Origin of the sequence: Pseudomonas sp. HPB0071 (assembly GCF_000478505.2) — a bacterium.
Classification (GTDB): domain Bacteria; phylum Pseudomonadota; class Gammaproteobacteria; order Pseudomonadales; family Pseudomonadaceae; genus Chryseomonas; species Chryseomonas luteola.
In genome coordinates this window covers 1,289,154-1,308,602 of sequence record NZ_KI517367.1, presented here as the reverse complement: position 1 = coordinate 1,308,602, position 19,449 = coordinate 1,289,154, and the positions used below count along the sequence as shown (strand labels likewise).

Sequence of the window (19,449 nt, the reverse complement as noted above, 5' to 3'; positions counted from 1 at the left end):
TGAGAAGAACTAATGGAGGGCTTTAACCTTATCAATGAGGACGCTTGAATAAAGGCGAAAGCCAACTTCAAATAACCCCCTGTTTCCAAGAGCTTAAACCATGCCCGAAGGCAGGCCAGGCAAGAGCTCCAGCTGTTCACGCGCTTTTGGCAGAACGGTTTGCTAGACCGCTCTCATTAGCATTTTGCCATGCTGCCTGACACCTGATTGTCATGCTATGTCCGCCTAATGGCGCTTCGCTTGGCCGAACTCCCCGTAGCTTTCCAGACCTAAATAACTCCAACAACCGTGAATTTAGGCTTGGAAATCGCTATGGCTGACGAACAGAAAACACTCACAACCCGTCAGGGGCACCCTGTCAGTAACAACCAGAGCCTGCGCAGTGTAGGCGAGCGCGGTCCGGCTACGCTGGAAAACTACCAATTCATCGAAAAAATTACCCATTTCGACCGCGAGCGCATCCCGGAGCGCGTCGTGCATGCCCGTGGTACGGCGGCGCATGGTTATTTCGAACCCTATGGCAAGATCGGCGACGAGCCTGCCAGCAAATACACCCGAGCCAAGGTGCTCACCAAGACCGGCGTTCAGACGCCTATCTTCCTGCGATTCTCCACCGTGATCGGTGGCAAGGAATCGCCCGAGACAGCTCAGGACCCCCGTGGCTTCGCCATCAAGTTCTATACTGAAGACGGTAACTGGGACCTGGTCGGTAACAACCTCAAGGTCTTCTTTATCCGTGATGCGATCAAGTTTCCGGACATGATCCACGCGTTCAAGCCGGACCCTATCAGCAACCGTCAGGAGCCCTGGCGCTTCTATGACTTTGTGCAGCATCATCCTGAAGCGCTGCACATGGTGACTTGGGTCAAGAGCCCCTGGGGTCGCCCGGCTACCTACCGCAACATGCAGGGCTCCAGCGTAAACACCTACAAGCTGGTGAATGACAAGGGTGAAGCGGTACTGTGCAAGTTCTCCTTCGAACCCAAGCAGGGTGTGAAGAACCTGACCAGCGAGCAGGCTGCTGAAATCCAGAAAAATGACGTGGGGCATGCCACCCGCGACCTGTACGACGCCATCGAACGAGGCGAATTCCCTGAGTGGGAAATGTGCGTTCAGGTCATGTCCGAGGATGAGCACCTGAACCTGGACTTCGACCCGCTGGACGACACCAAGCGCTGGCCGGAAGACAAGTTTCCGCTGCTGCCGGTAGGCCGAATCGTCCTGAATCGCAATCCGTCCAATGTCTTTGCCGAGACCGAGCAGTCTGCCTTTGGTACTGGCGTGCTGGTAGACGGTATCGACTTCTCCGACGACAAGATGCTGCAGGGTCGGACGCTGTCGTATTCAGATACCCAGCGTTATCGTGTAGGCGCCAACTACCTGCAACTCCCGATCAATGCGGCGAAAACCACGGTAGCCACCAACCAGCGCGACGGCTTCATGGCCTACAACGTGGATAATGGTGGAGAAAACCCTCATGTGAACTACGAGCCCAGCACCCAGGGCGGTCTGCGTGAAGCACCCAAGCCCAAGAAGGACTACCACCAGTGGGTCGAAGGGCATCTGGGACGTTATCAGACCACCAAGACCGCGGCGGATTACAAGCAGGCCGGGGACCGCTATCGCACCTTCGAGGACTGGGAGCGTGAGGACCTGATCAACAACATCACAGGCGATCTGAAGCAGTGCCCGGAAAACATCCAGTTGCGGATGATCTGGCATTTCTGGCATTGCGATCCGGATTACGGTCAGCGTCTGGCCGACGGTGTGGGTGTTGATATCGAAAAGGCCAAGGCACTACCGCCATTGGAAGGCCGTCCGGCACCGGGCCAGGATCTGGACGTGACCCTCTATGACACCGGCGAGCCGGAAGGGGATAGCAAAAGCAATCCCACGCAGGCCAGCGTCATGACTGACAGCGTCAAGTAATCTCCCCAAAAGGCCCTTGAGGCCTGGTTTGGCGGCTACGTCGACTCATGAGCGACGTAGCCGCTTTTTTATTCAAGCGGTAGTCCCAGCTCCTTTTCGATTTCCACCTTTGAAATGCCAAAGTGGGTCATCAGAAAAATGATCTGGCTTTCCAGCCCATGTGGCGCATCTTCGGCTTCTAACGTATCCAGCGATTCCATCTCACCTTCTTCATCCTCCGGCGCCTCGTCCGTACGAATGCTGATGACATCGGGCTGGTTGGCCCCTGACGCATCGCGAACCAGTTCATCCAGAGCCGATTCCCGGATACCGGCCTGACGGGCACGTTCCGCCAGCTCAGCCGCAACGTGCTCGATATGGGTACGTTCCGACAGCCATTGCCGAAAGCTGACGCAGGCCAGCATGGCCTCGGTGCGTTCATCGCAATAAGCCACATAGGCTTCGAAAAGCGGATGTTCGCGGTCTCCGTCCAGAACGGCTCCCAGGACATGCTCTTCACTGTTCAATGACTCGATGCTCATGCAGACCTCATCTTCGATTTGAATATGTACCTGTAAACAAGGAGGCTTGAAACAACGCGCAAGTTCAAAGCCTGTATGCAAAGTACGCAGCATAAGACGGCGAGGGTTTCATTCGTCACCGCAAGGTCGGAAAATGGTAATGACTCTTACTTGCTGCGGTGAAGAGTTTTGATCCCGCGGAGCCAATATGGAATAGTGCCCGCTTTTTTTCGCCTTACCGTTAATGGCCCTGTGGGCTATCAGGTCACTCATGTTTAAGCGCTCATTTCTGTCTCTCTGTCTGTTTTCCCTGGCGGTTGTTTTTGCCCAGGCGGCTCAAGCCAATCCGATCACGCTCAATGACGGCGAGCACACCCTTACCTTGCCAGAAGCACCCAAGCGTGTCGTAGCGCTGGAGTTTTCCTTTGTCGATGCGCTGGCTTCGATTCATGTCTCGCCGGTGGGTGTTGCCGATGACGGCGATGCCAGCCGCGTCTTGCCTCGCGCTCGGGAAGCCATTGGTGAGTGGACGTCTGTCGGTTTGCGCTCGCAACCCAATATCGAGGTCATTGCCCGGCTGAAGCCGGACCTCATCATTGCGGACGAGAGCCGTCATGCCGGTCTCTATGACGAACTCTCCAGCATTGCTCCTACGCTGCTGCTGCCGTCTCGCGGAGAGAATTACGAAAGCAGTCTTACCTCAGCCGCATTGATCGGCAAGGCGTTGGACCGTTCCGTGGACATGCAGGATCGTATCTCGGCCAATCGCCAGCACCTCAAGGACATTGCGGCGAATATTCCTGCCAACACCCAGGTTCTGTTTGGTGTGGCCCGGGAAGACAGCTTTTCCGTACACGGTCCTGACTCGTATGCTGGCAGCGTGCTTAAGACCATTGGCCTGACGGTACCAAGCGTGCGTGCTGGCGCAGCACCGACCGAGTTCGTAAGCCTCGAGCAGCTCCTGGCGCTTAACCCCGGCTGGCTGCTGGTCGGGCATTATCGCCACCCGAGTCTGGTGGATGCCTGGAGCAAGCAGCCGCTGTGGCAGGCCCTCGGTGCGGTACAGGCCGGGCATGTAGCCGATGTGGACGGTAACGTCTGGGCACGCAACCGCGGCATCATGGCGTCCGAGCAGATTGCCGAGGATGCGCTGAAGATCCTGACCGGCAAGGACCAGGAGTGAGCCGTACCCTGGCGCTGTGCTTTGCTTTCGGGGCGATGAGTGCGGTAGGCCTTGGGCTGTTCTGGTTGTCGTTATCGGTCTACTCGTCCTTTGTCATTACCCGGCAGGATGCCTTCCACGGATTGTTTTCCGGCGGCCAGGGCGGTACGCAGATTGCCTTTGTTGTCGCGCAGCTGCGTGTGCCCCGAGCAATGGCGGCTGCCCTGGTAGGGGCTGCATTGGCCATGGCGGGCGCACTCATGCAGGGTATTACCCGCAATGAGCTGGCATCGCCTTCTCTGTTTGGTGTCACGGCGGGAGCGGCGCTGGGGCTGGCGCTCTTTTCAACCGGATTGGTGGCGCTGCCATTGCCGGGCGGCGCCATGATCATGACCTTGCTGGGCGGTGCGTTTGCTTGGGGGATCGTGTTCAGCCTGGGCAAGGCGTGGTCGGTGGGGGATACCCAGGGCCGTCTGGTACTGGCCGGTGTGATTGTCGCGGCGCTGTGTGCGGCATTGACACGGCTGACCATCATTCTGGTCGAAGATCAGGCGCAGAATGTCCTGAACTGGCTGGCAGGCTCCTTTGCCAACGTCACTTACAGTCAGGTTGGACTGCTGTGGCCTGCCGTGCTGATCGGCGGCGTCCTGGCGCTGGCCTGCGCGCCCCGACTCAATCTCATCAACCTGGGCGATGACGCGGCCCGCTCGCTGGGTGTTCGGCTTGCCGGGCTGCGGCTGTTGGTCTTTGCGGTCAGCCTGTTGCTGGTAGGCGCGAGCGTCTGTGCTATCGGGCCGATCGGCTTTGTCGGTCTGGTCGCGCCCAACATGGCCCGCTACTGGCTGGGGCACGATTACCGTGTGCTGGTGCCCGCTAGTGCCGCTCTTGGCGCGGTCATCGTTCTGGCCTCCGATATCCTGGCTCGCGCGGTGGCGTTTCCGGCTGAAACGCCGGCTGGTGTAGTGACGGCTCTGGTGGGGGCGCCGTTTTTCCTATGGCTGGCGAGGCGCTCCCGATGAGCCGTCCTGCCGCTAGCCTGATCACGCTTATTGCCGTATTGCTCGTCGTCTGCCTGGCGAGTCTGTGCATTGGCACGCAATGGTTGAGCCCTGTCGAGGCGATCCAGCACGTTATCGCCCATGACGCGCAGGACTTTCTTGTCTGGCGGCATCGTCTGCCGCGAACATTGATCGCTGTGCTGGCCGGAGGAAGCTTTGCCCTGGCAGGCGCGTTGGTGCAGGGCGTGATTCGCAACCCGCTCGCTTCACCCGAGATTCTGGGGGTAACCCAGGGTGCAGGGTTGGCATTGACCATCGCGCTGATCTATTTCCCTGCGCTTTCGCTTGTCTGGCTACCCGGGGTAGCCTGCCTGGGTGGTGCGCTTGGCGCTGGTGCCCTGGCACTCTACAGTGCCGGGCGATCCTTTTCCGGGGCACGTTTTGCGTTATCGGGCGTGGCGATTTCACTCACCCTTGGCAGCGTGATCGAGTTTCTAATCTTGTCTCACCCACTCAACATCAATACCGCCCTGCTGGCCCTGACCGGTAGCCTGTGGAGCCGCACCTGGCACCATGTTGGACTGGCCGTACCGCTGCTGGCAGGGCTGCCCTTGGCGCTTATGCTGGCTAAGCCTCTCAATCTGATTGGGTTGGGCGATGAAGCCGCTTCGGGGCTGGGGGTTCGCCTGGGCCCAGCACGACTCGCCGTGCTGGTACTGGCCGTGATCCTGACGAGTCTGGGCGTGGCGATCATCGGGCCGGTCAGCTTTATCGATCTGGTCGCACCGCATCTTGCGCGCCGCCTGATCGGTGGCCGTCATCAGTGGCTACTGCCAGCAAGCGCCATTGTAGGCGCCATTCTGCTGGTATTGGCCGATACCTTGGGGCGAGGACTGATCCCACCGGTTGAGATTCCAGCCGGTATTCTCACGGCCATTATTGGCGCGCCGTATTTTCTATGGCTGCTCACGCGGCTCAAGGGGTGACTCCATGCTCGAAGCAGTCGCATTGACACTGGGATATGGCAGCAAGGCCATTGTCGACACGCTTCACTTCAAGGCGCCTGCCGGCCAGGTGACAGCCATGATCGGCCCCAACGGCTGTGGCAAGTCGACCTTGCTCAAGGCCTTTGCCCGAGTGCTGGCACCCACGCAGGGCGAAATAAGGTTGGGCGGCAGGGCGTATGCCTCTCTGTCTGCGAAGGAGATCGCTCGGCAGGTTGCCTTTCTGCCGCAAGTGTTGCCTGTGCCGGAGGGGGTGACGGTCGAACAGCTGGTGGGCTACGGGCGTAGCCCGCATAACGGCCTTTGGGGACGTCTGCGCCAGATGGACAAACCCCATGTGGAAGCTGCGCTTGAACGCATGGGGCTTGGCGAGCTGCGTGGTCGGCTGCTGGCGGACCTTTCTGGTGGCCAGCGTCAGCGCGCCTGGCTGGCCATGGTACTGGCGCAGGATGCATCCGTGGTTCTGCTGGACGAACCCACAACCTATCTGGATATCTGCCATCAGGTCGAGTTGCTCGAACTGATGCAGTCGCTTGCAGAAGAGGGCAAGACCGTAATTACCGTACTGCACGACCTGAATCAGGCCTGTCGCTATGCTGATCACTTGGCGGTGATGAAACAGGGTGCCCTGCAAGCGCTCGGCTCACCTCACGAGGTTATCAACCCTGCTTTGGTGAAAGAGGTGTTTGGCGTCCGGGTACAGGTCATGAAAGAGCCCTGCGCCGGCACCCCGATGTGCATCATCGAAGGTGTAGCCTAAACAGGGTATCGGCAGATGGGGTCGCCTAGATGGGGTCGCCTAGATGGGGTCGCCTAGACGGGGTCGCCTAGACGGGGTCGTCTGGACAGCGCCCATCAGGCGTGTGATTCCGGTCTGTACTCTAAGCGGTCAGGTTATGAGCCGTCTGCGCATCGGCCAGAATATCCCTGAGCCGTTCGACAAGCTGTATCAGCCTGACCGGCTTCATAAGTACTACGATCCGGTTGGCCTTATCCAGATCATTGTTGCAGGGATAGCCTGACACGATCATAGCGGGCAGGTGTGGCCGCCGCGCCCGCAACTGATCGATCAGCTCCCGACCATTCATGCCGGGCATGGACAGGTCTGTGACCACCGCATCAGCGGCGTCTCGGGCATCGGCTTCAAGCGCTGCCAGGGCATTATTCGCGACGGTTACGCGATAACCGCTGGCCTCCAGAAAACCTTCAAACAACATGGCGATTTGCGTGTCGTCATCTACTACCAGAATGTGTTGCATGTATTCCTCAGACTGAACACAAGGCATCAAGGCGTGGAAGAAGGCTTGTCACGCTTGAACACCGCATGGATATGGTCCACCAGCTCGTTACGGCGATAGGGTTTACTCAGAACGTTCATCGAAGCGTCTCTAACGTTCTGGTTGGCTAGCTCATCCATGTATCCCGTAGCAAGCAGGACAGGGAGGTTAGGCAGCCGCTGCCTGACACGCTCTACAAGTACCAGGCCATTCATGCCTCCCGGCATGATCACATCCGTAAATAATAGATCGACCTTTCCATGGCGGTCGAGCAGCTGAAGTGCTTCCTCGCCGCTCTGGGCCGAGAGCACCGTATAACCCAGCGAACTTAAGTAATCCTCAGTTACCCGACGTACATCTTCACTGTCCTCTACAAGCAGAATGGTGCCCGACTCTGAAGGCTGTGTTGAGGCGCGAAACGGCTGCTGGTGCGAAGAAAAAGCCTGCTCCTGCGTAATCGGGAAAATCATGCGTACGGCCGTCCCCTTGCCCTGTTCGCTTTCGATTTCCAGGCGTCCATTGGATTGCTGAACGAAACCGTGAACCATGGCCAGCCCCAATCCGGTGCCTGGCGCCTTGGTCGTGAAGAAAGGCTCTGTTGCACGGCGAATCACTTCGGGGGACATGCCTTCGCCTTCATCGATGACACAAATCACCACATACCCACTCGGAGGCAGGTGGTGCACATCAATGCGCTCACGGTTGGTTATCGTGGCTGTTCCAATCGTCACCTTGCCGCCCTTGGGCATGGCGTCGCGTGCGTTGATGAGCACATTGAGTAGCGCCATCTCCATATGCGTTGGGTCGATCGTGCAATAAGGCAGGCCTGGTTTGAGGTCCAGGCGCAGATCGATTCGCTCGCCCAACGCCCGCACCAGCATTTCGCTGAAATCGACGATCAGGGCGTTCAGGTTAAGGCGTTTGGGTTCGAGCCGTTGTTTGCGAGCAAAGGCCAGCAGCTGTTGCGTCAGCTTGCCGCCCCGTTCGGCCGCTTGTTGTGCGTTCTCAATGGCCTGAGAGAGGATCGGATGGGTATGTGCGTACTGACCCGCCAGTTCGAGGTTGCCCGTAATGACTTGTAGAAGATTATTGAAGTCATGGGCCAGCCCCGCGGTGAGTTGCCCGATAGCCTCCATCTTCTGTGCCTGCCGAAACGAGTTTTCGGTGAGCCGCCGCTGGGTGATATCCATCTGCGAGGCAAACCAGTAGAGCAGCTTGCCGTTCTGATCCGACACCGGTCCCATGAACAGCGCATTCCAGAAAGGCGTTCCGTCAGCTTTGTAGTTGAGAATGTCTACAGCCACTGCGCGATGTTCACTCAAGGCAGTGCGGATTTCGGCAACCGTAGTCTGGTCGGTCTGCTCGCCTTGAAGGAGGCGACAATTGCGACCCAGGATGTCTTTTTCAGTATATTGCGTCAGGTCCATAAACGCCTTGTTGGCGAATACGATGGGCGTATCAGGCTGATTGGGATCGCAGACGACCATCGGCATGCGGGTCATCTGCACCGCGGCAAAAAAGATATTGTTACGTTCATCAAGGCCTGTGTGGGTAACGTAACCTGCCTGCCAATGGTTTTCGCCGGGATTGCCCAAGGGGTTATAGGCATTGCCTTCCAGTTCGCCGGACGCCGGTACGCCTGCGCTTTGGCCGTCGCCTTCAACCTTAATCGCCTGTTCACGTTCGAAATCGCTTTTGCCCAGGACCATGCTCGCTTCCCATATGAAATACAAACCCGTCGGAGAAAGGCAGAACGGCATTCCTGGCTATTGTCATGATAGGGTCTGTCGCTGTCCTGACGTCGATGCCTTAGCTACTCTTGAATGGACTTTAAGCGGCTCGATTGGGTTTCATGCCTTATCCTTCCGTTGATCACATCAGGGCTTCTGGAATCATGCCGTATTTATCGCTGTGCTTTTGGACGCGCCGAGCTTCAGCGCTGCGGCGGCGAGACCTGTCGGTTATTCTGGGAGTCCTCATCGCCTCGGTTGAATACGCTCAGGCATTCGAGCGTAAATCGATGCAGGTGGGCATTCATACGGTCACGGTCGAGGTTGCCGATACCGCTAGTAAGCGTGAGCAGGGGCTCATGCATCGGCATCAGTTGCCAGAAATGCACGGCATGCTGTTTGTGTTCGATGAACCCAAGAAAGTGTGCTTCTGGATGCACGATACGATACTGCCGCTCTCGATTGCCTTTCTCGATGCGCGAGGCCGTATCGTCGATATTCAGGATATGGAGCCGTTAAGCGAGGACTTGCACTGTGCGCCGTCCGAGGTCACGCAGGCGCTGGAAATGAACAAGGGGTGGTTCAGGCGGCAGGGCGTCAAGACAGGCGATCAGGTACAGGGTTTATAGCGTCTGGCTAGCGTCAGACGCCTAAAGGTTCCTGCAACGCGTTGGCGGTCCCTCATGCTAGGCGTAGAGCACGCCGCTCCGATCGCAGGAGCGGCGTCACTGTATCAGCCGAACTGCAGGCCGTACCCCCAGAGCAGTACCGTCATCGCCATCAGCAGTTCAAGCACGAGCACGCCAATGGCCAGTGTCGAGCCTGACATGATGAAGCCTTCACGGCGATCGATATTCAGAAAGTTCGGGATACCTACATAGAGCAGGTAGGCGGTGTAGCAGAGCCCGGCAATCCCGGCCAATGCACACAGCCAGACCAGCGGGTAAAGCGCAACAAGGCCGCTTAAAAACATAGGCGTAGCAATGTAACCTGCAAAGACTACGCAGCGTTCCTTGCTGGGCCGGTCAGGATAGCGCCGTGCCAGCCAGTGAATCACACTGCCCATCACGTAAACGGCACCCAGCATCAAGGCGTAGGACATTACCCCTATCGTGAAGGCTGTCCAGGGTGACAGGCGAAGAAGATGATTACCGCCAAAGCTCCAACCCAGTTGGGTCGTGCCAATAAAGGCGCAGACTGCTGGAATCGCAGCCAACCAGAGGATGTGATGCGCATACGCATGGGAAACCGACTCCCTCTCGTTATCGATCTGCTTCCATTCACGATCAGGATGGGCCAGAAGGCCCCAAACGTGATTGATCATGACACACCTCACTTTCACCGAAGGACGCTATCGGCGAAACGTTGTAGGTCCTCCGCAGCAGGCCGCTGCGAGAGGTGCGGCCTGTTTTCAGTATAGAAAGTCAAAATGCTTGGTCAGGTCATTGCTATGAGCATTTGGTCATAAGTAACAAACCTTAAAGATCAAACTGAAATGAAGAGATCGGCCACCTGCTTACTGACCGATGAATGGTCTACCTGAGCTGGGCTAGGCGCCATAGAGGCGATAGATGGTAAGGCCTGATGTCAGGACGCTATCAGGAAGTTTGATTTGCCTCTCACTTTGAAAGTGTGCGCTGGAACTCAACCTCCTCGCTCTGGATCATAGGCCGATCCCGCCATGCAATCGGCGACCCTTCGCCCGCCAATCAAGCGTGGGCACAGACCTTACCGAGTGACGGATCACAGCATGCGCTATTTGTGTTCAGCTTTATTGACTTCATGGCTGCTGGCCTCGCCCACATGGGCCATGGCAGAGCAAAGCAAGGAAACCTCCCTGATCAGCAAGGCTGATCAAACGAGCCTCACGGAAAAGCCTCGTGCCAAGCGTAAGGGCGGTGTTCGTCTCCTGACATTGAACACCAAAGCAGGCAAAGCGCTGGAAGTCCGCAATGATATGGACGTACCTGTAACGGTGACGGTGCGCTTGAGCCGTACTGTCAATGTAGGCGGGGTTGGTAATGGCGTGATTCGCCAGACGGTCCCAGCCAATAGTCAGCTTCGTGTGGCCACGCTGCAGAAACGTCAGCAGGGCTTCCCGATGCACTATGACCAGGCGTTCAGCTTTTCTCCTCATTTCGCACCAGGCAGTGGCGGCGGGCTGGGCAACCCCAACAGTTTGGCCAGTATTACAGCCGGCTACGCCTATTCCTTGCCCTGGCAGGGCGGTCCGTTCTTCATCAGCCAGGGTGCGAACGGTGACTTCAGCCACCATACGCCCAAGGGCCGTTATGCCGTGGATGTCGCCATGCCTGAAGGCACGCCCGTCGTAGCGGCGCGTAGCGGTACTGTCATCGAGATCCAGAATCGCCAGTTCGGGCATGGACCGAGTCCGTCAGGCAACTTTGTTCGTATCCAGCATGATGATGGTACGCAGAGTGCCTATCTGCATCTCAAGCGTGGCTCGGTTGTCGTAAGGGAAGGACAGAAGGTTACGACAGGCACACCCCTGGCGCAGTCGGGCAATACCGGACGCAGTACCGGGCCGCACCTGCATTTCGTGGTTCAGCAGGGCGAGGGGGATGCGCTGGTGTCCATTCCTTTCCGCTTCGCCAGACCTGTAGGCGAGTTGCCCAACTTCGCGCTGGGCGGGCAGTAAACATCGCATGGCGGGGCCCGCTTGCCCCGCCTGCCTATCAGCGTGAAACGATCAGACGCACGCCCAGCGCGACGAAAATGCCGCCTGCGACTCGATCGAGCCATAGCCCAATACGGGGCTTTCGCTGCAGCCATTGCCCGGCTGCGCCCGAGAAGTACCCCAACAGACCAAACAGCACCGCCGCCTGAAGTGTGAACAGTACGCCCAACTGCAGGATTTGCAGACTGGCATGACCCTGTTCGGCAATCACGAACTGCGGCAAAAAGGACAGGAAGAACAGCACGACTTTTGGATTGATCGCATTGGCGAACAGACCTTTGAAGAACAGCTTGCTCAGCGACTCATCAATCTGAACATCATTATTGATACGCGTCTGCCCGGTACTACGCAGCGCCTGGATACCAAGCCATATCAGGTAGAGCCCGCCGGCAATCTTGAGGGCAGTGAAGGCCGTGGCCGAGGCGGCAATCAGTGCACTGACGCCTAGAGCGGCCAAGGCGGTGTGCGCCAGACAGCCGAGTGCGCAGCCAAAGCCAAATACCATGCCGCGCAGTCGCCCTTTGGAGACGCCAATACCTAAAACCATCAAATTGTCTGGACCCGGTGAGGCGGTGATCAAAAGAGCCAAGGCCAGAAAGCTCAAGAATTGCTCAGGTGAGAGCATGTGAATCATCTCTTCTCGTAATGGGGAGCAAGAGATAGTGCAGGGAGGGCGGTACAACGTAAAGGGGGTAGAAGCACCACGCCTCGCTCAAGGTCCTTGAGAGACACCCATAAGCGAGGTGTGGCGTGCTGTTGCGCTACATCAACCGAACCGTCCGGTGATGTAGTCTTCGGTCTGCTTTTGCTTAGGCTTGGTAAAGATCAGGTCTGTCGACCCCACTTCGATCAATTCACCCAGGTACATGAACGCAGTGATATCCGAACAGCGGGCGGCCTGTTGCATGTTGTGGGTCACGATCACAACAGTGAACTGCTCTTTCAGATCCGTGATCAGCTGTTCAATCTTCATGGTTGAGATCGGGTCAAGCGCTGACGTGGGTTCGTCCAGTAGCAGTACGCGGGGACGCAGGGCAATGGTCCGGGCGATACACAGGCGCTGCTGCTGACCGCCGGAAAGACCCAAGGCGCTCTGCTGGAGCTTGTCCTTCACCTCATCCCACAATGCTGCGCCGCGAAGGGCCTGCTCTACGCGATCGTTCATTTCGACGCGGGACAGTTTCTCGTGATGGCGAATGCCATAGGCCACGTTGTCAAAGATCGACATCGGGAAGGGCACCGGCTTCTGGAATACCATGCCCACAGTGCTGCGCAGGCGGCTCAGCGAATACTTGGGATCGAGGATGTTTTCCCCATCGAGCAGAATCTCGCCGGTAGCCTTCTGATTGGGATATTCGGCGTAGATGCGGTTGAAGATACGCAGAAGCGTGGACTTGCCGCAGCCGGATGGGCCGATGATCGCGGTGATCTTGTTGGCCGGGATATCCAGGTTAATGGATTTCAGCGCGATATGGTTCTTGTACTGGAACCCAACGTTGCGCGCGCAGATTTCTGGCATATGCGTCTGAAGATTGCTCATTGGGCACCTTTATTACGGGAGAAAACGAAACGGGATAGAAGGCTCAGGACCAGAACAAAGATAGTCAGTAACAGCGCACCTGCCCACGCCAGCGCCTGCCAGCTTTCGAACGGGCTCATGGCGAACTGGAAGATGGTGACCGGCACACTGGCCATCGGCTTGAGCAGGTCGGAGTTCCAGAACTGGTTGCCAAAGGCGGTAAACAACAGCGGCGCCGTTTCACCGGTAATGCGCGCCATGGATAATAGAACGCCTGTTACCACACCAGCTTTGGCTGCGCGTAGCAGGATTTCAATGGTGACTTTCCACTGCGGAATACCCAACGCCAGGGCCGCCTCACGCAGGGACGCAGGCTGCAGCTGAAGCATTTCGTCCGTGGTCCGGGTCACTACTGGAATCACCAGCATGGCAAGCGCAAGCCCACCGGCAAAGCCCGAAAAGCTGATCGAGCCGTTGGTGAACTGGTTCATCGGGATCACGACGGCGGTGTAGACGAACAGACCGATCACGATGGACGGGGCGGACAACAGGATATCGTTCACGAAACGAATCACCGTGCCCAGCCTGGAGGTACGAGCGAACTCGGCCAGCCATAGGCCGGCCAGAATGCCGATAGGCGCACCGATTGCCAAGGCAAGCAGGCTGATCAGCACGCTGCCATACAAGGCGTTGGCCAAGCCCCCTTCGGCGCCGGGCGGTGGCGTCATCTCGGTAAAGAGCGTCAGGCTCAGCGCACTACCACCCTTGATCAGGGTAGTGGCCAGAATCCAGACCAGCCAGCCAAGGCCGATGATCGCCGCCGCGCTGCTGAGCGTCATGGCGATGGCGTTCTTGATCTTGCGGGCGCGATAGAGGTTTTCGTTGACGGCCATCAATTACCTGCCCGACGCGACATACGCGCCAACATGAGACGGGCCAGCATCAGCACGATAAACGTGACGACGAATAGCAAGAAGCCCAGGGCGATCAGCGAGGAGCGATGCAAATCAGTATAGGCCTCGTTGAACTCGTTAGCGATGACCGAAGCAATGGAGCTGCTGGGCATCATCAGCGATAGGGACAGCTGGTGGGCGTTACCCAGTACGAAGGTCACGGCCATGGTTTCTCCAAGAGCGCGTCCCAGGCCCAGGAAGATACCGCCGACGACTGCTGAGCGAGTGTAGGGAAGAACGATATCCCAGCAGACTTCCCATGTCGTTGAGCCCAAGGCATAGGCCGACTCTTTCAGCTGTTGTGGAACGGTACGGAAGACTTCATACATCACCGAGGTGATGAAGGGCAGAATCATGATCGCCAGAATAATGCCGGCGCTCAGCATGCCGATACCCAAGGCTGGACCCTGAAACAGGCCGCCGATAACGGGAATGGCGCCCAAGTAATCATTGATCCAGGGTGCAAGGTATTCCGCCATGAACGGGCCGAATATGAACAGGCCCCACATGCCGTAGATGATCGAGGGAATACCCGCAAGCAGTTCAACTGCGGACGCAACCGGCGTACGCAGCCATGGTGGTGCGATCTCGCTTAAAAACAGCGCGATACCAAAGCTGACCGGTACGGCCAGGATCAGTGCAATCAGGGATGTTACAAGAGTGCCGTAAATCGGTACGAGTGCGCCGAAGCGTCCGTTGACCACGTCCCATTCACTACTGGTCAGAAAGGACCAGCCAAAAGTAGAAAAGGCCAGGCGACCGCCCCAAAGCGTAGAAATCGCAGCGCCCAGCATGACGGACAAGACAAGAAGCGCAGCGGTCAACAAAATAATACGGAACCAGCGGTCATGGCGCGTATCGCGTCTGGCGCGGCGCTCCCGTTGTTCCCGATTGGCGGTCGTGTAGGGTATTGCGGGCATTTTAAAGGATCCTTAGCAATGCACCCCGCCTCGAAGATCGGGGCAGGGTGCACGGGGAGGGCAGAGGGGAATCAGCTCTTGAAGTCAGATGCCCAATACGCCTCGATTTTCTCAACCAGAGAGTCCGGTAGCGGGACATAGTCCAGGGCTGCGGCATCTTTCTGGCCATTTTCCAGGGACCACTTGAAGAAGTCGAAGGCTACCTTGCTACGCTCAGCATTCTTCGGCTCCTTGTACATGATCACCCACGTCGTGGCAGTGATTGGCCACGCGTCAGCACCTGGCGCGTTGGTCATCAGCAGGTTGAAGTCCTTGGAGGCGCCCCAGTCTGCAGTATCAGCAGCGGCCTGGAAGCTCTTCGCGTTGGGCTCAACAAAGGTGCCCGCCGCGTTTTTCAACTGAGCATGGGACATCTTGTTTTGCAGGGCATAAGCGTATTCGACGTAGCCGATGGAGTTCTTGATCTGCTTGATGTAGGCAGAAACTCCTTCGTTACCCTTGCCACCTACACCGGTCGGCCAGTTGATGGTGGTGCCGAAGTTGACCTTTTCCTTCCACTCAGGGCTAACCTTAGCCAGGTAGTTGGTAAAGTTGTAGGAGGTGCCCGAGCCGTCGGAGCGGTGTACGACGGTGATGTTGGCCGAAGGCAGCTTCAGGTCCGGGTTCAGCGCGGCGATGGCCGGGTCGTTCCAGGTCTTGATGGTACCCATGAAAATCTTGGCCAAGGTTTCGCCGTCCAGCTTCAACTGGCCGGGCGCAATGCCTTCCACGTTAACGACCGGTACGATACCGCCGATCACGCTGGGGAACTGACCCAGACCTGACTTTTGCAGATCGTCAGTGCTCAGCGGGGCGTCGGAGGCACCGAAATCAACCGTGCCCGCCTTGATCTGGGCAATACCGCCGCCCGAACCAATGGACTGGTAGTTGATACGGTTTTGGGTTTTCTGGCTGTAAGCCTGAGACCACTTCGACAGTACCGGGTAGACGAAGCTGGAACCGGCGCCTGTAACGTCTGTGGCATGAGCGACCGTGCTCAGGCAGAGAGCAGACAGAAGAGCGGCAAGACGGAAAGTGCGAGTGGCGTACACGATGCCTCCTAGGCATGTCTGGCTGTTAAGTGAGGCAGAAGCTAGTTTGTGTACGTGAAATTAAAGCGACAAATATGTTACAGAATTATGAACAAGCGGCACTGAGCCATCAGGAGATTGTATCCAGGCGTGTTTTTCAGCTTTTAAATTGTCTTGATCCCCCTGAAAACAAAGGGTTCCGGAGGATATGGAAGGTTTATCCGAAATTTTTTGTCTATTTGTGCAAACCGACCGTGTGGGTGCTGTCACGGTCGGTTTTAAGACAGGTTATTACGTGAGTCAGCCTGAAAGGCTTAACGCGGTGATTCGGCATTACCTTCTTTCTGAGGATCTTTTTCAGCTTCCTCAAGGCGCGCGGCATGATCGGCTTCTGCCGCGGCGGCACGCTCGGCATCGGCTGCCTGCTGATTACCGGCGGCTTCATGCTCCTTGGCCTTTTGCGCGTGTTCAGCAGCCTCCTTGCGGTGGTCCTCAGGCTGGTCATCACACCCGCCGAGTCCTGTCAGGGCCAAGGCTGTAAACAGGATGGCTAACCATTGGCGCATGGTGTACTCCCCCTTCTCATAATGATGTCGCTTGGAAGACAGCCGCTTTGCGTTAGTTCCAGCGAGGGCCACGCAAGCGGCTGTCTGCGGTGGTTGAGCCTGAAAACTGAGAACTACGGCAATGCTTGAGCAGAAAAAGCTGTGGCGGTAGAGGCGATGGGTATCGCTGTACTCCACCCATCGTGCGGGCGCTACGAAATGAGCCGTAGCGCCATGACCGGGCTTAGGTATTGGCCGTCAGGACCTCTTCCATCCAGTGCACGACTGCTTCGCCATCGATGCCCATGCACACGTCGACGAGAGGTGACTGGCTCCACCGGTCTCCTACGAACTGGCGGCCTTCGGGTGCAAATACGGTCTGGCCTTCGGCAAGCCCCTCGGTTATCACGTTCAGGTGGCCGCGTACGGTCTGGAACCACTCCGGATGACGCAGGAATGCCACGGCGCAGCTGTCATGGGGTGTACAGCCGTCTATGCCCAGGGCCGATTTGTAGAACTTGGCATAGAAGGCGTAACTATGGGCCAAGAGTGGACCCAGGGTGCGGTGCGCTTCGGTGATGCGCTGCATGCGCACCGGATCAAGGCAGGTGCGGTGGGTAACGTCCAGGCCTACCAGTGTGAGCGGCCAGCCAGCCGTCATGACGCGGGCGGCTGCATGCGGGTCGGAAAACATGTTGGCTTCCGCCAGTGGCGTAACGTTGCCGCCCTCACGGATCGAGCCGCCCATAACGATCACCTGCTTTACGCGGTGGATAACCTCTGGATCAAGCTCCAGGGCCTTAGCCAGATTACCCAGCGGGCCGACAGCCACCAGGGTGATTTCGCCGGGACGCTTGCGCGTTTCCTCGACAATGAACTCGGCCGCACTCTGGGACACCGCCTGACGCGTCGGGGCGGGCAGGTTCAGATTGCCCAGGCCGTCATCGCCATGCACATGGGCGGGAACAGGGTGAGGCGTTTTTTCCAGCGGAGTACCCATGCCCTGGGCCACGGGAATGTCCTGACCCGCCAGCTCGACAAGCGATAAGGCATTACGCGTGGCCGTCTCGATCGAGACATTGCCGAAGGTGGTGGTCAGGCCAACCACTTCGATGCCCGGATCAGCCATGATGATGGCAATGGCCTGGGCGTCATCAATGCCCGGATCGGTGTCGAAAATGATAGGGGTTGTCATGCGGTCATGTCCTTCTTGCTAAAGAGGGTGGTGGCGTTTGCATCAAGGCGCGCCAGGACCCGATAGGGGCACGGTAACTTTGCCGGTGGAAACGAGTCCACTGTTTCCTGCCTTTTTCTGGCCGTTACGGCCTTCTGCAAGAGGACGATAAGCATGATCAAGTCTCAGGGCTATGCCGCTCATTCCCCTCAGGATCCACTGGTACCGTACAACTTCGACCGGCGTGATGTAGGCCCACACGATGTACAGATCGATATCCTGTACTGCGGCGTCTGCCATTCGGACCTGCACACTGCGCACAATGAATGGAAGAACACGCTATACCCGTCAGTACCGGGACATGAAATCGTTGGTCGTATCGTAGCGGTTGGTGATCATGTGACCCGCTTCAAGGTAGGCGATGTGGCTGGCGTAGGGTGCATGGTCGATAGCTGTCAGCAATGTTCTTCCTGCAATGAAGGGCTTGAACAGTATTGCGAGAACGGTTTCGTTGGCACCTATAACGGCCCGGTCTTTGGCGGCGAGAATACCTATGGCGGTTATTCCGACAATATCGTCGTCAGCGAAAAGTTTGTTCTAAAGATCACCCATACCGAAAATCTGGCTGCCGTTGCACCGCTCCTGTGTGCCGGTATCACCACTTACTCGCCGCTCAGCCACTGGAAGGTCGGCCCGGGCAAGAAAGTAGGTGTTGTTGGTCTGGGCGGCCTGGGCCACATGGCAGTCAAGATTGCCCATGCAATGGGGGCCCATGTCGTACTGTTCACAACCTCGCCCGACAAGAAAGACGACGCGTTGAGACTGGGTGCTGACGAAGTGGTAGTGTCGAAAAATCAAGACGAGATGAATGCACACCTGAACAGTTTTGATTTCATCCTCAACTGCGTGGCCGCCTCGCACAACCTGGATGCGTTCATTTCCTTGCTCAAGCGTGACGGCACCATGACGCTGGTGGGCGCGCCCGGTGAGCCGCATCCGTCTCCCGACGTGTTCAACCTGATCTTCAAGCGTCGCCAGATTGCCGGATCGTTGATTGGCGGAATTGCCGAGACCCAGGAAATGCTGGATTTCTGTGCCAAGCACAACATCGTCTCCGACATCGAAATGATCAAGATGCAGGACATCAACGAAGCCTACGAGCGCATGCTCAAGGGGGACGTGAAGTACCGTTTCGTGATCGATATGGCCTCGCTGGAAGAGGCCGCTTCTGTCGCCGCCTGATCACCAACAGACAAAAGCCCGCCTTGTGCGGGCTTTTTTATGGGTGGGGTAGAAGGGCCAGTCGCTTGAGTTCAGCCACAACACGCCTTACGCGTGCCTCCACGGTCATATCGCCTTCCAGCCTAAGCACCGGGCAGGTACGCTGGCACAGCCAGGCGGTATGGTTAGCAAGGCTCCTGCTCCCAACCGCGGGACCACTATCGTATTGAGCAGCCCAGTCCAGAAACTCGGGGCTGGCTGAGCCGAAACGGGCTTCCTCCCGTGCCTTGAGGCGGGGTATGCGGATTTCAGCGGGCAGGTAAAGAAACACAATCAGGTCGAACAGGTTTTCGAGGGAGTCCCCGTAGTTCATGATCGAGCCGGAAATAATCACCGTCTCACTGACCTGCATGTCTTTAATCAACAGCGCATTACGCTCGAACTTATCGCGTCGCTGGGTATAGGGTGTTTCAGTGGGTAACCAGTAATAGCCATCTGCATCCAGGGCCACGCCATGCAGATGTGTGGCCAGTGCGACACCCAAGGTTGTTGTACCAGACCCTGATGCGCCCGTAATCAGTATGTTCATAAAGCAGGCTCCACCTTGGAGATGAGGGCAGGGCAGAAAAGCGTTACATGGTACAGAGCGGTTATTTAGAGGGTGTAGACAAAACAAAACCTTTCAAGCCAGTCTATTGAGCAAGATACGCGCATTGGCCAGCCATACCCAGGCTGCAGCGACCGAGAGC

General features: G+C 57.4%; 20 protein-coding genes. 8 read left to right on the top strand and 12 right to left on the bottom strand.

Features of this window, described 5'->3' with window-relative positions; translation table 11 throughout:
* Nucleotides 1-312: 312 nt before the first annotated feature.
* On the top strand, nt 313-1,929 hold the full coding sequence (locus tag HMPREF1487_RS06400; RefSeq protein WP_010795800.1) for a catalase: 1,617 nt from the start codon (nt 313-315) through the stop codon (nt 1,927-1,929).
* Nucleotides 1,930-1,997: 68 nt separating this feature from the next.
* On the opposite strand, the gene HMPREF1487_RS06395 is transcribed toward HMPREF1487_RS06400, so the two are convergent.
* A complete protein-coding gene (locus tag HMPREF1487_RS06395; protein ID WP_010795799.1) occupies nt 1,998-2,450 on the bottom strand; it encodes a hypothetical protein in 453 nt (150 codons plus the stop codon).
* Nucleotides 2,451-2,700: 250 nt separating this feature from the next.
* On the opposite strand from HMPREF1487_RS06395, the gene HMPREF1487_RS06390 reads away from it, so the two are divergent.
* The 4 genes from HMPREF1487_RS06390 to fecE are packed head-to-tail and all read left to right on the top strand — an operon-like array spanning nt 2,701 to nt 6,353.
* Nucleotides 2,701-3,612, top strand: a complete 912-nt coding sequence (locus HMPREF1487_RS06390; RefSeq protein ID WP_010795798.1) for a Fe(3+) dicitrate ABC transporter substrate-binding protein — start codon at nt 2,701-2,703, stop codon at nt 3,610-3,612.
* A 35-nt stretch (nt 3,613-3,647) separates the two neighbouring features.
* Nucleotides 3,648-4,610: an iron-dicitrate ABC transporter permease FecC gene (gene fecC / locus HMPREF1487_RS06385; RefSeq protein WP_037030512.1), complete on the top strand. Its 963-nt coding sequence runs from the start codon at nt 3,648-3,650 to the stop codon at nt 4,608-4,610.
* On the top strand, nt 4,607-5,575 hold the full coding sequence (locus HMPREF1487_RS06380; RefSeq protein ID WP_010795796.1) for an iron chelate uptake ABC transporter family permease subunit: 969 nt from the start codon (nt 4,607-4,609) through the stop codon (nt 5,573-5,575). The genes fecC and HMPREF1487_RS06380 overlap by 4 nt, the downstream gene beginning before the upstream one ends.
* A gap of 4 nt (nt 5,576-5,579) precedes the next feature.
* Nucleotides 5,580-6,353, top strand: a complete 774-nt coding sequence (fecE, locus tag HMPREF1487_RS06375) for a Fe(3+) dicitrate ABC transporter ATP-binding protein FecE (RefSeq protein ID WP_010795795.1) — start codon at nt 5,580-5,582, stop codon at nt 6,351-6,353.
* 121 nt (nt 6,354-6,474) lie between these two features.
* On the opposite strand, the gene HMPREF1487_RS06370 is transcribed toward fecE, so the two are convergent.
* Complete coding sequence (locus HMPREF1487_RS06370; protein ID WP_010795794.1) at nt 6,475-6,852, bottom strand: response regulator; 378 nt, start codon at nt 6,850-6,852, stop codon at nt 6,475-6,477.
* A 26-nt stretch (nt 6,853-6,878) separates the two neighbouring features.
* Complete coding sequence (locus tag HMPREF1487_RS06365; RefSeq protein WP_010795793.1) at nt 6,879-8,579, bottom strand: histidine kinase famiy protein; 1,701 nt, start codon at nt 8,577-8,579, stop codon at nt 6,879-6,881.
* Nucleotides 8,580-8,722: 143 nt separating this feature from the next.
* Between HMPREF1487_RS06365 and HMPREF1487_RS06360 the strand changes: the two genes are divergently transcribed.
* The gene (locus HMPREF1487_RS06360; protein WP_244294416.1) at nt 8,723-9,229 is read left to right on the top strand and encodes a DUF192 domain-containing protein; all 507 of its coding nucleotides are present in this window, start codon (nt 8,723-8,725) and stop codon (nt 9,227-9,229) included.
* Between the two features lie 104 nt (nt 9,230-9,333).
* On the opposite strand, the gene HMPREF1487_RS06355 is transcribed toward HMPREF1487_RS06360, so the two are convergent.
* Nucleotides 9,334-9,924, bottom strand: coding sequence for a Yip1 family protein (locus HMPREF1487_RS06355; protein WP_010795791.1), 591 nt, complete (start codon nt 9,922-9,924; stop codon nt 9,334-9,336).
* Nucleotides 9,925-10,350: 426 nt separating this feature from the next.
* Between HMPREF1487_RS06355 and HMPREF1487_RS06350 the strand changes: the two genes are divergently transcribed.
* Nucleotides 10,351-11,259, top strand: coding sequence for a M23 family metallopeptidase (locus tag HMPREF1487_RS06350; protein WP_010795790.1), 909 nt, complete (start codon nt 10,351-10,353; stop codon nt 11,257-11,259).
* Between the two features lie 37 nt (nt 11,260-11,296).
* On the opposite strand, the gene HMPREF1487_RS06345 is transcribed toward HMPREF1487_RS06350, so the two are convergent.
* The 7 genes from HMPREF1487_RS06345 to HMPREF1487_RS06315 form a co-directional block, all read right to left on the bottom strand.
* A complete protein-coding gene (locus tag HMPREF1487_RS06345) occupies nt 11,297-11,932 on the bottom strand; it encodes a LysE family translocator (protein ID WP_010795789.1) in 636 nt (211 codons plus the stop codon).
* Between the two features lie 132 nt (nt 11,933-12,064).
* Entirely contained in the window at nt 12,065-12,817 is a 753-nt protein-coding gene (gene pstB, locus HMPREF1487_RS06340) for a phosphate ABC transporter ATP-binding protein PstB (protein ID WP_230382260.1), read from the bottom strand.
* Between the two features lie 17 nt (nt 12,818-12,834).
* Nucleotides 12,835-13,710 (bottom strand): phosphate ABC transporter permease PstA, encoded by an 876-nt coding sequence (gene pstA, locus HMPREF1487_RS06335; RefSeq protein ID WP_010795787.1) that lies wholly within the window; start codon nt 13,708-13,710, stop codon nt 12,835-12,837.
* Complete coding sequence (gene pstC / locus HMPREF1487_RS06330) at nt 13,710-14,690, bottom strand: phosphate ABC transporter permease subunit PstC (RefSeq protein WP_010795786.1); 981 nt, start codon at nt 14,688-14,690, stop codon at nt 13,710-13,712. Before pstC ends, pstA begins: the two co-directional genes overlap by 1 nt.
* 71 nt (nt 14,691-14,761) lie before the next feature.
* A complete protein-coding gene (gene pstS / locus HMPREF1487_RS06325) occupies nt 14,762-15,781 on the bottom strand; it encodes a phosphate ABC transporter substrate-binding protein PstS (RefSeq protein WP_010795785.1) in 1,020 nt (339 codons plus the stop codon).
* Between the two features lie 293 nt (nt 15,782-16,074).
* Nucleotides 16,075-16,326: a hypothetical protein gene (locus tag HMPREF1487_RS06320; RefSeq protein WP_010795784.1), complete on the bottom strand. Its 252-nt coding sequence runs from the start codon at nt 16,324-16,326 to the stop codon at nt 16,075-16,077.
* Nucleotides 16,327-16,549: 223 nt separating this feature from the next.
* Complete coding sequence (locus tag HMPREF1487_RS06315) at nt 16,550-17,500, bottom strand: nucleoside hydrolase (protein ID WP_010795783.1); 951 nt, start codon at nt 17,498-17,500, stop codon at nt 16,550-16,552.
* 153 nt (nt 17,501-17,653) lie between these two features.
* On the opposite strand from HMPREF1487_RS06315, the gene HMPREF1487_RS06310 reads away from it, so the two are divergent.
* A complete protein-coding gene (locus tag HMPREF1487_RS06310) occupies nt 17,654-18,721 on the top strand; it encodes an NAD(P)-dependent alcohol dehydrogenase (protein WP_010795782.1) in 1,068 nt (355 codons plus the stop codon).
* Nucleotides 18,722-18,758: 37 nt separating this feature from the next.
* On the opposite strand, the gene HMPREF1487_RS06305 is transcribed toward HMPREF1487_RS06310, so the two are convergent.
* Nucleotides 18,759-19,289, bottom strand: coding sequence for an AAA family ATPase (locus HMPREF1487_RS06305; RefSeq protein ID WP_010795781.1), 531 nt, complete (start codon nt 19,287-19,289; stop codon nt 18,759-18,761).
* Nucleotides 19,290-19,449 lie beyond the last annotated feature (160 nt).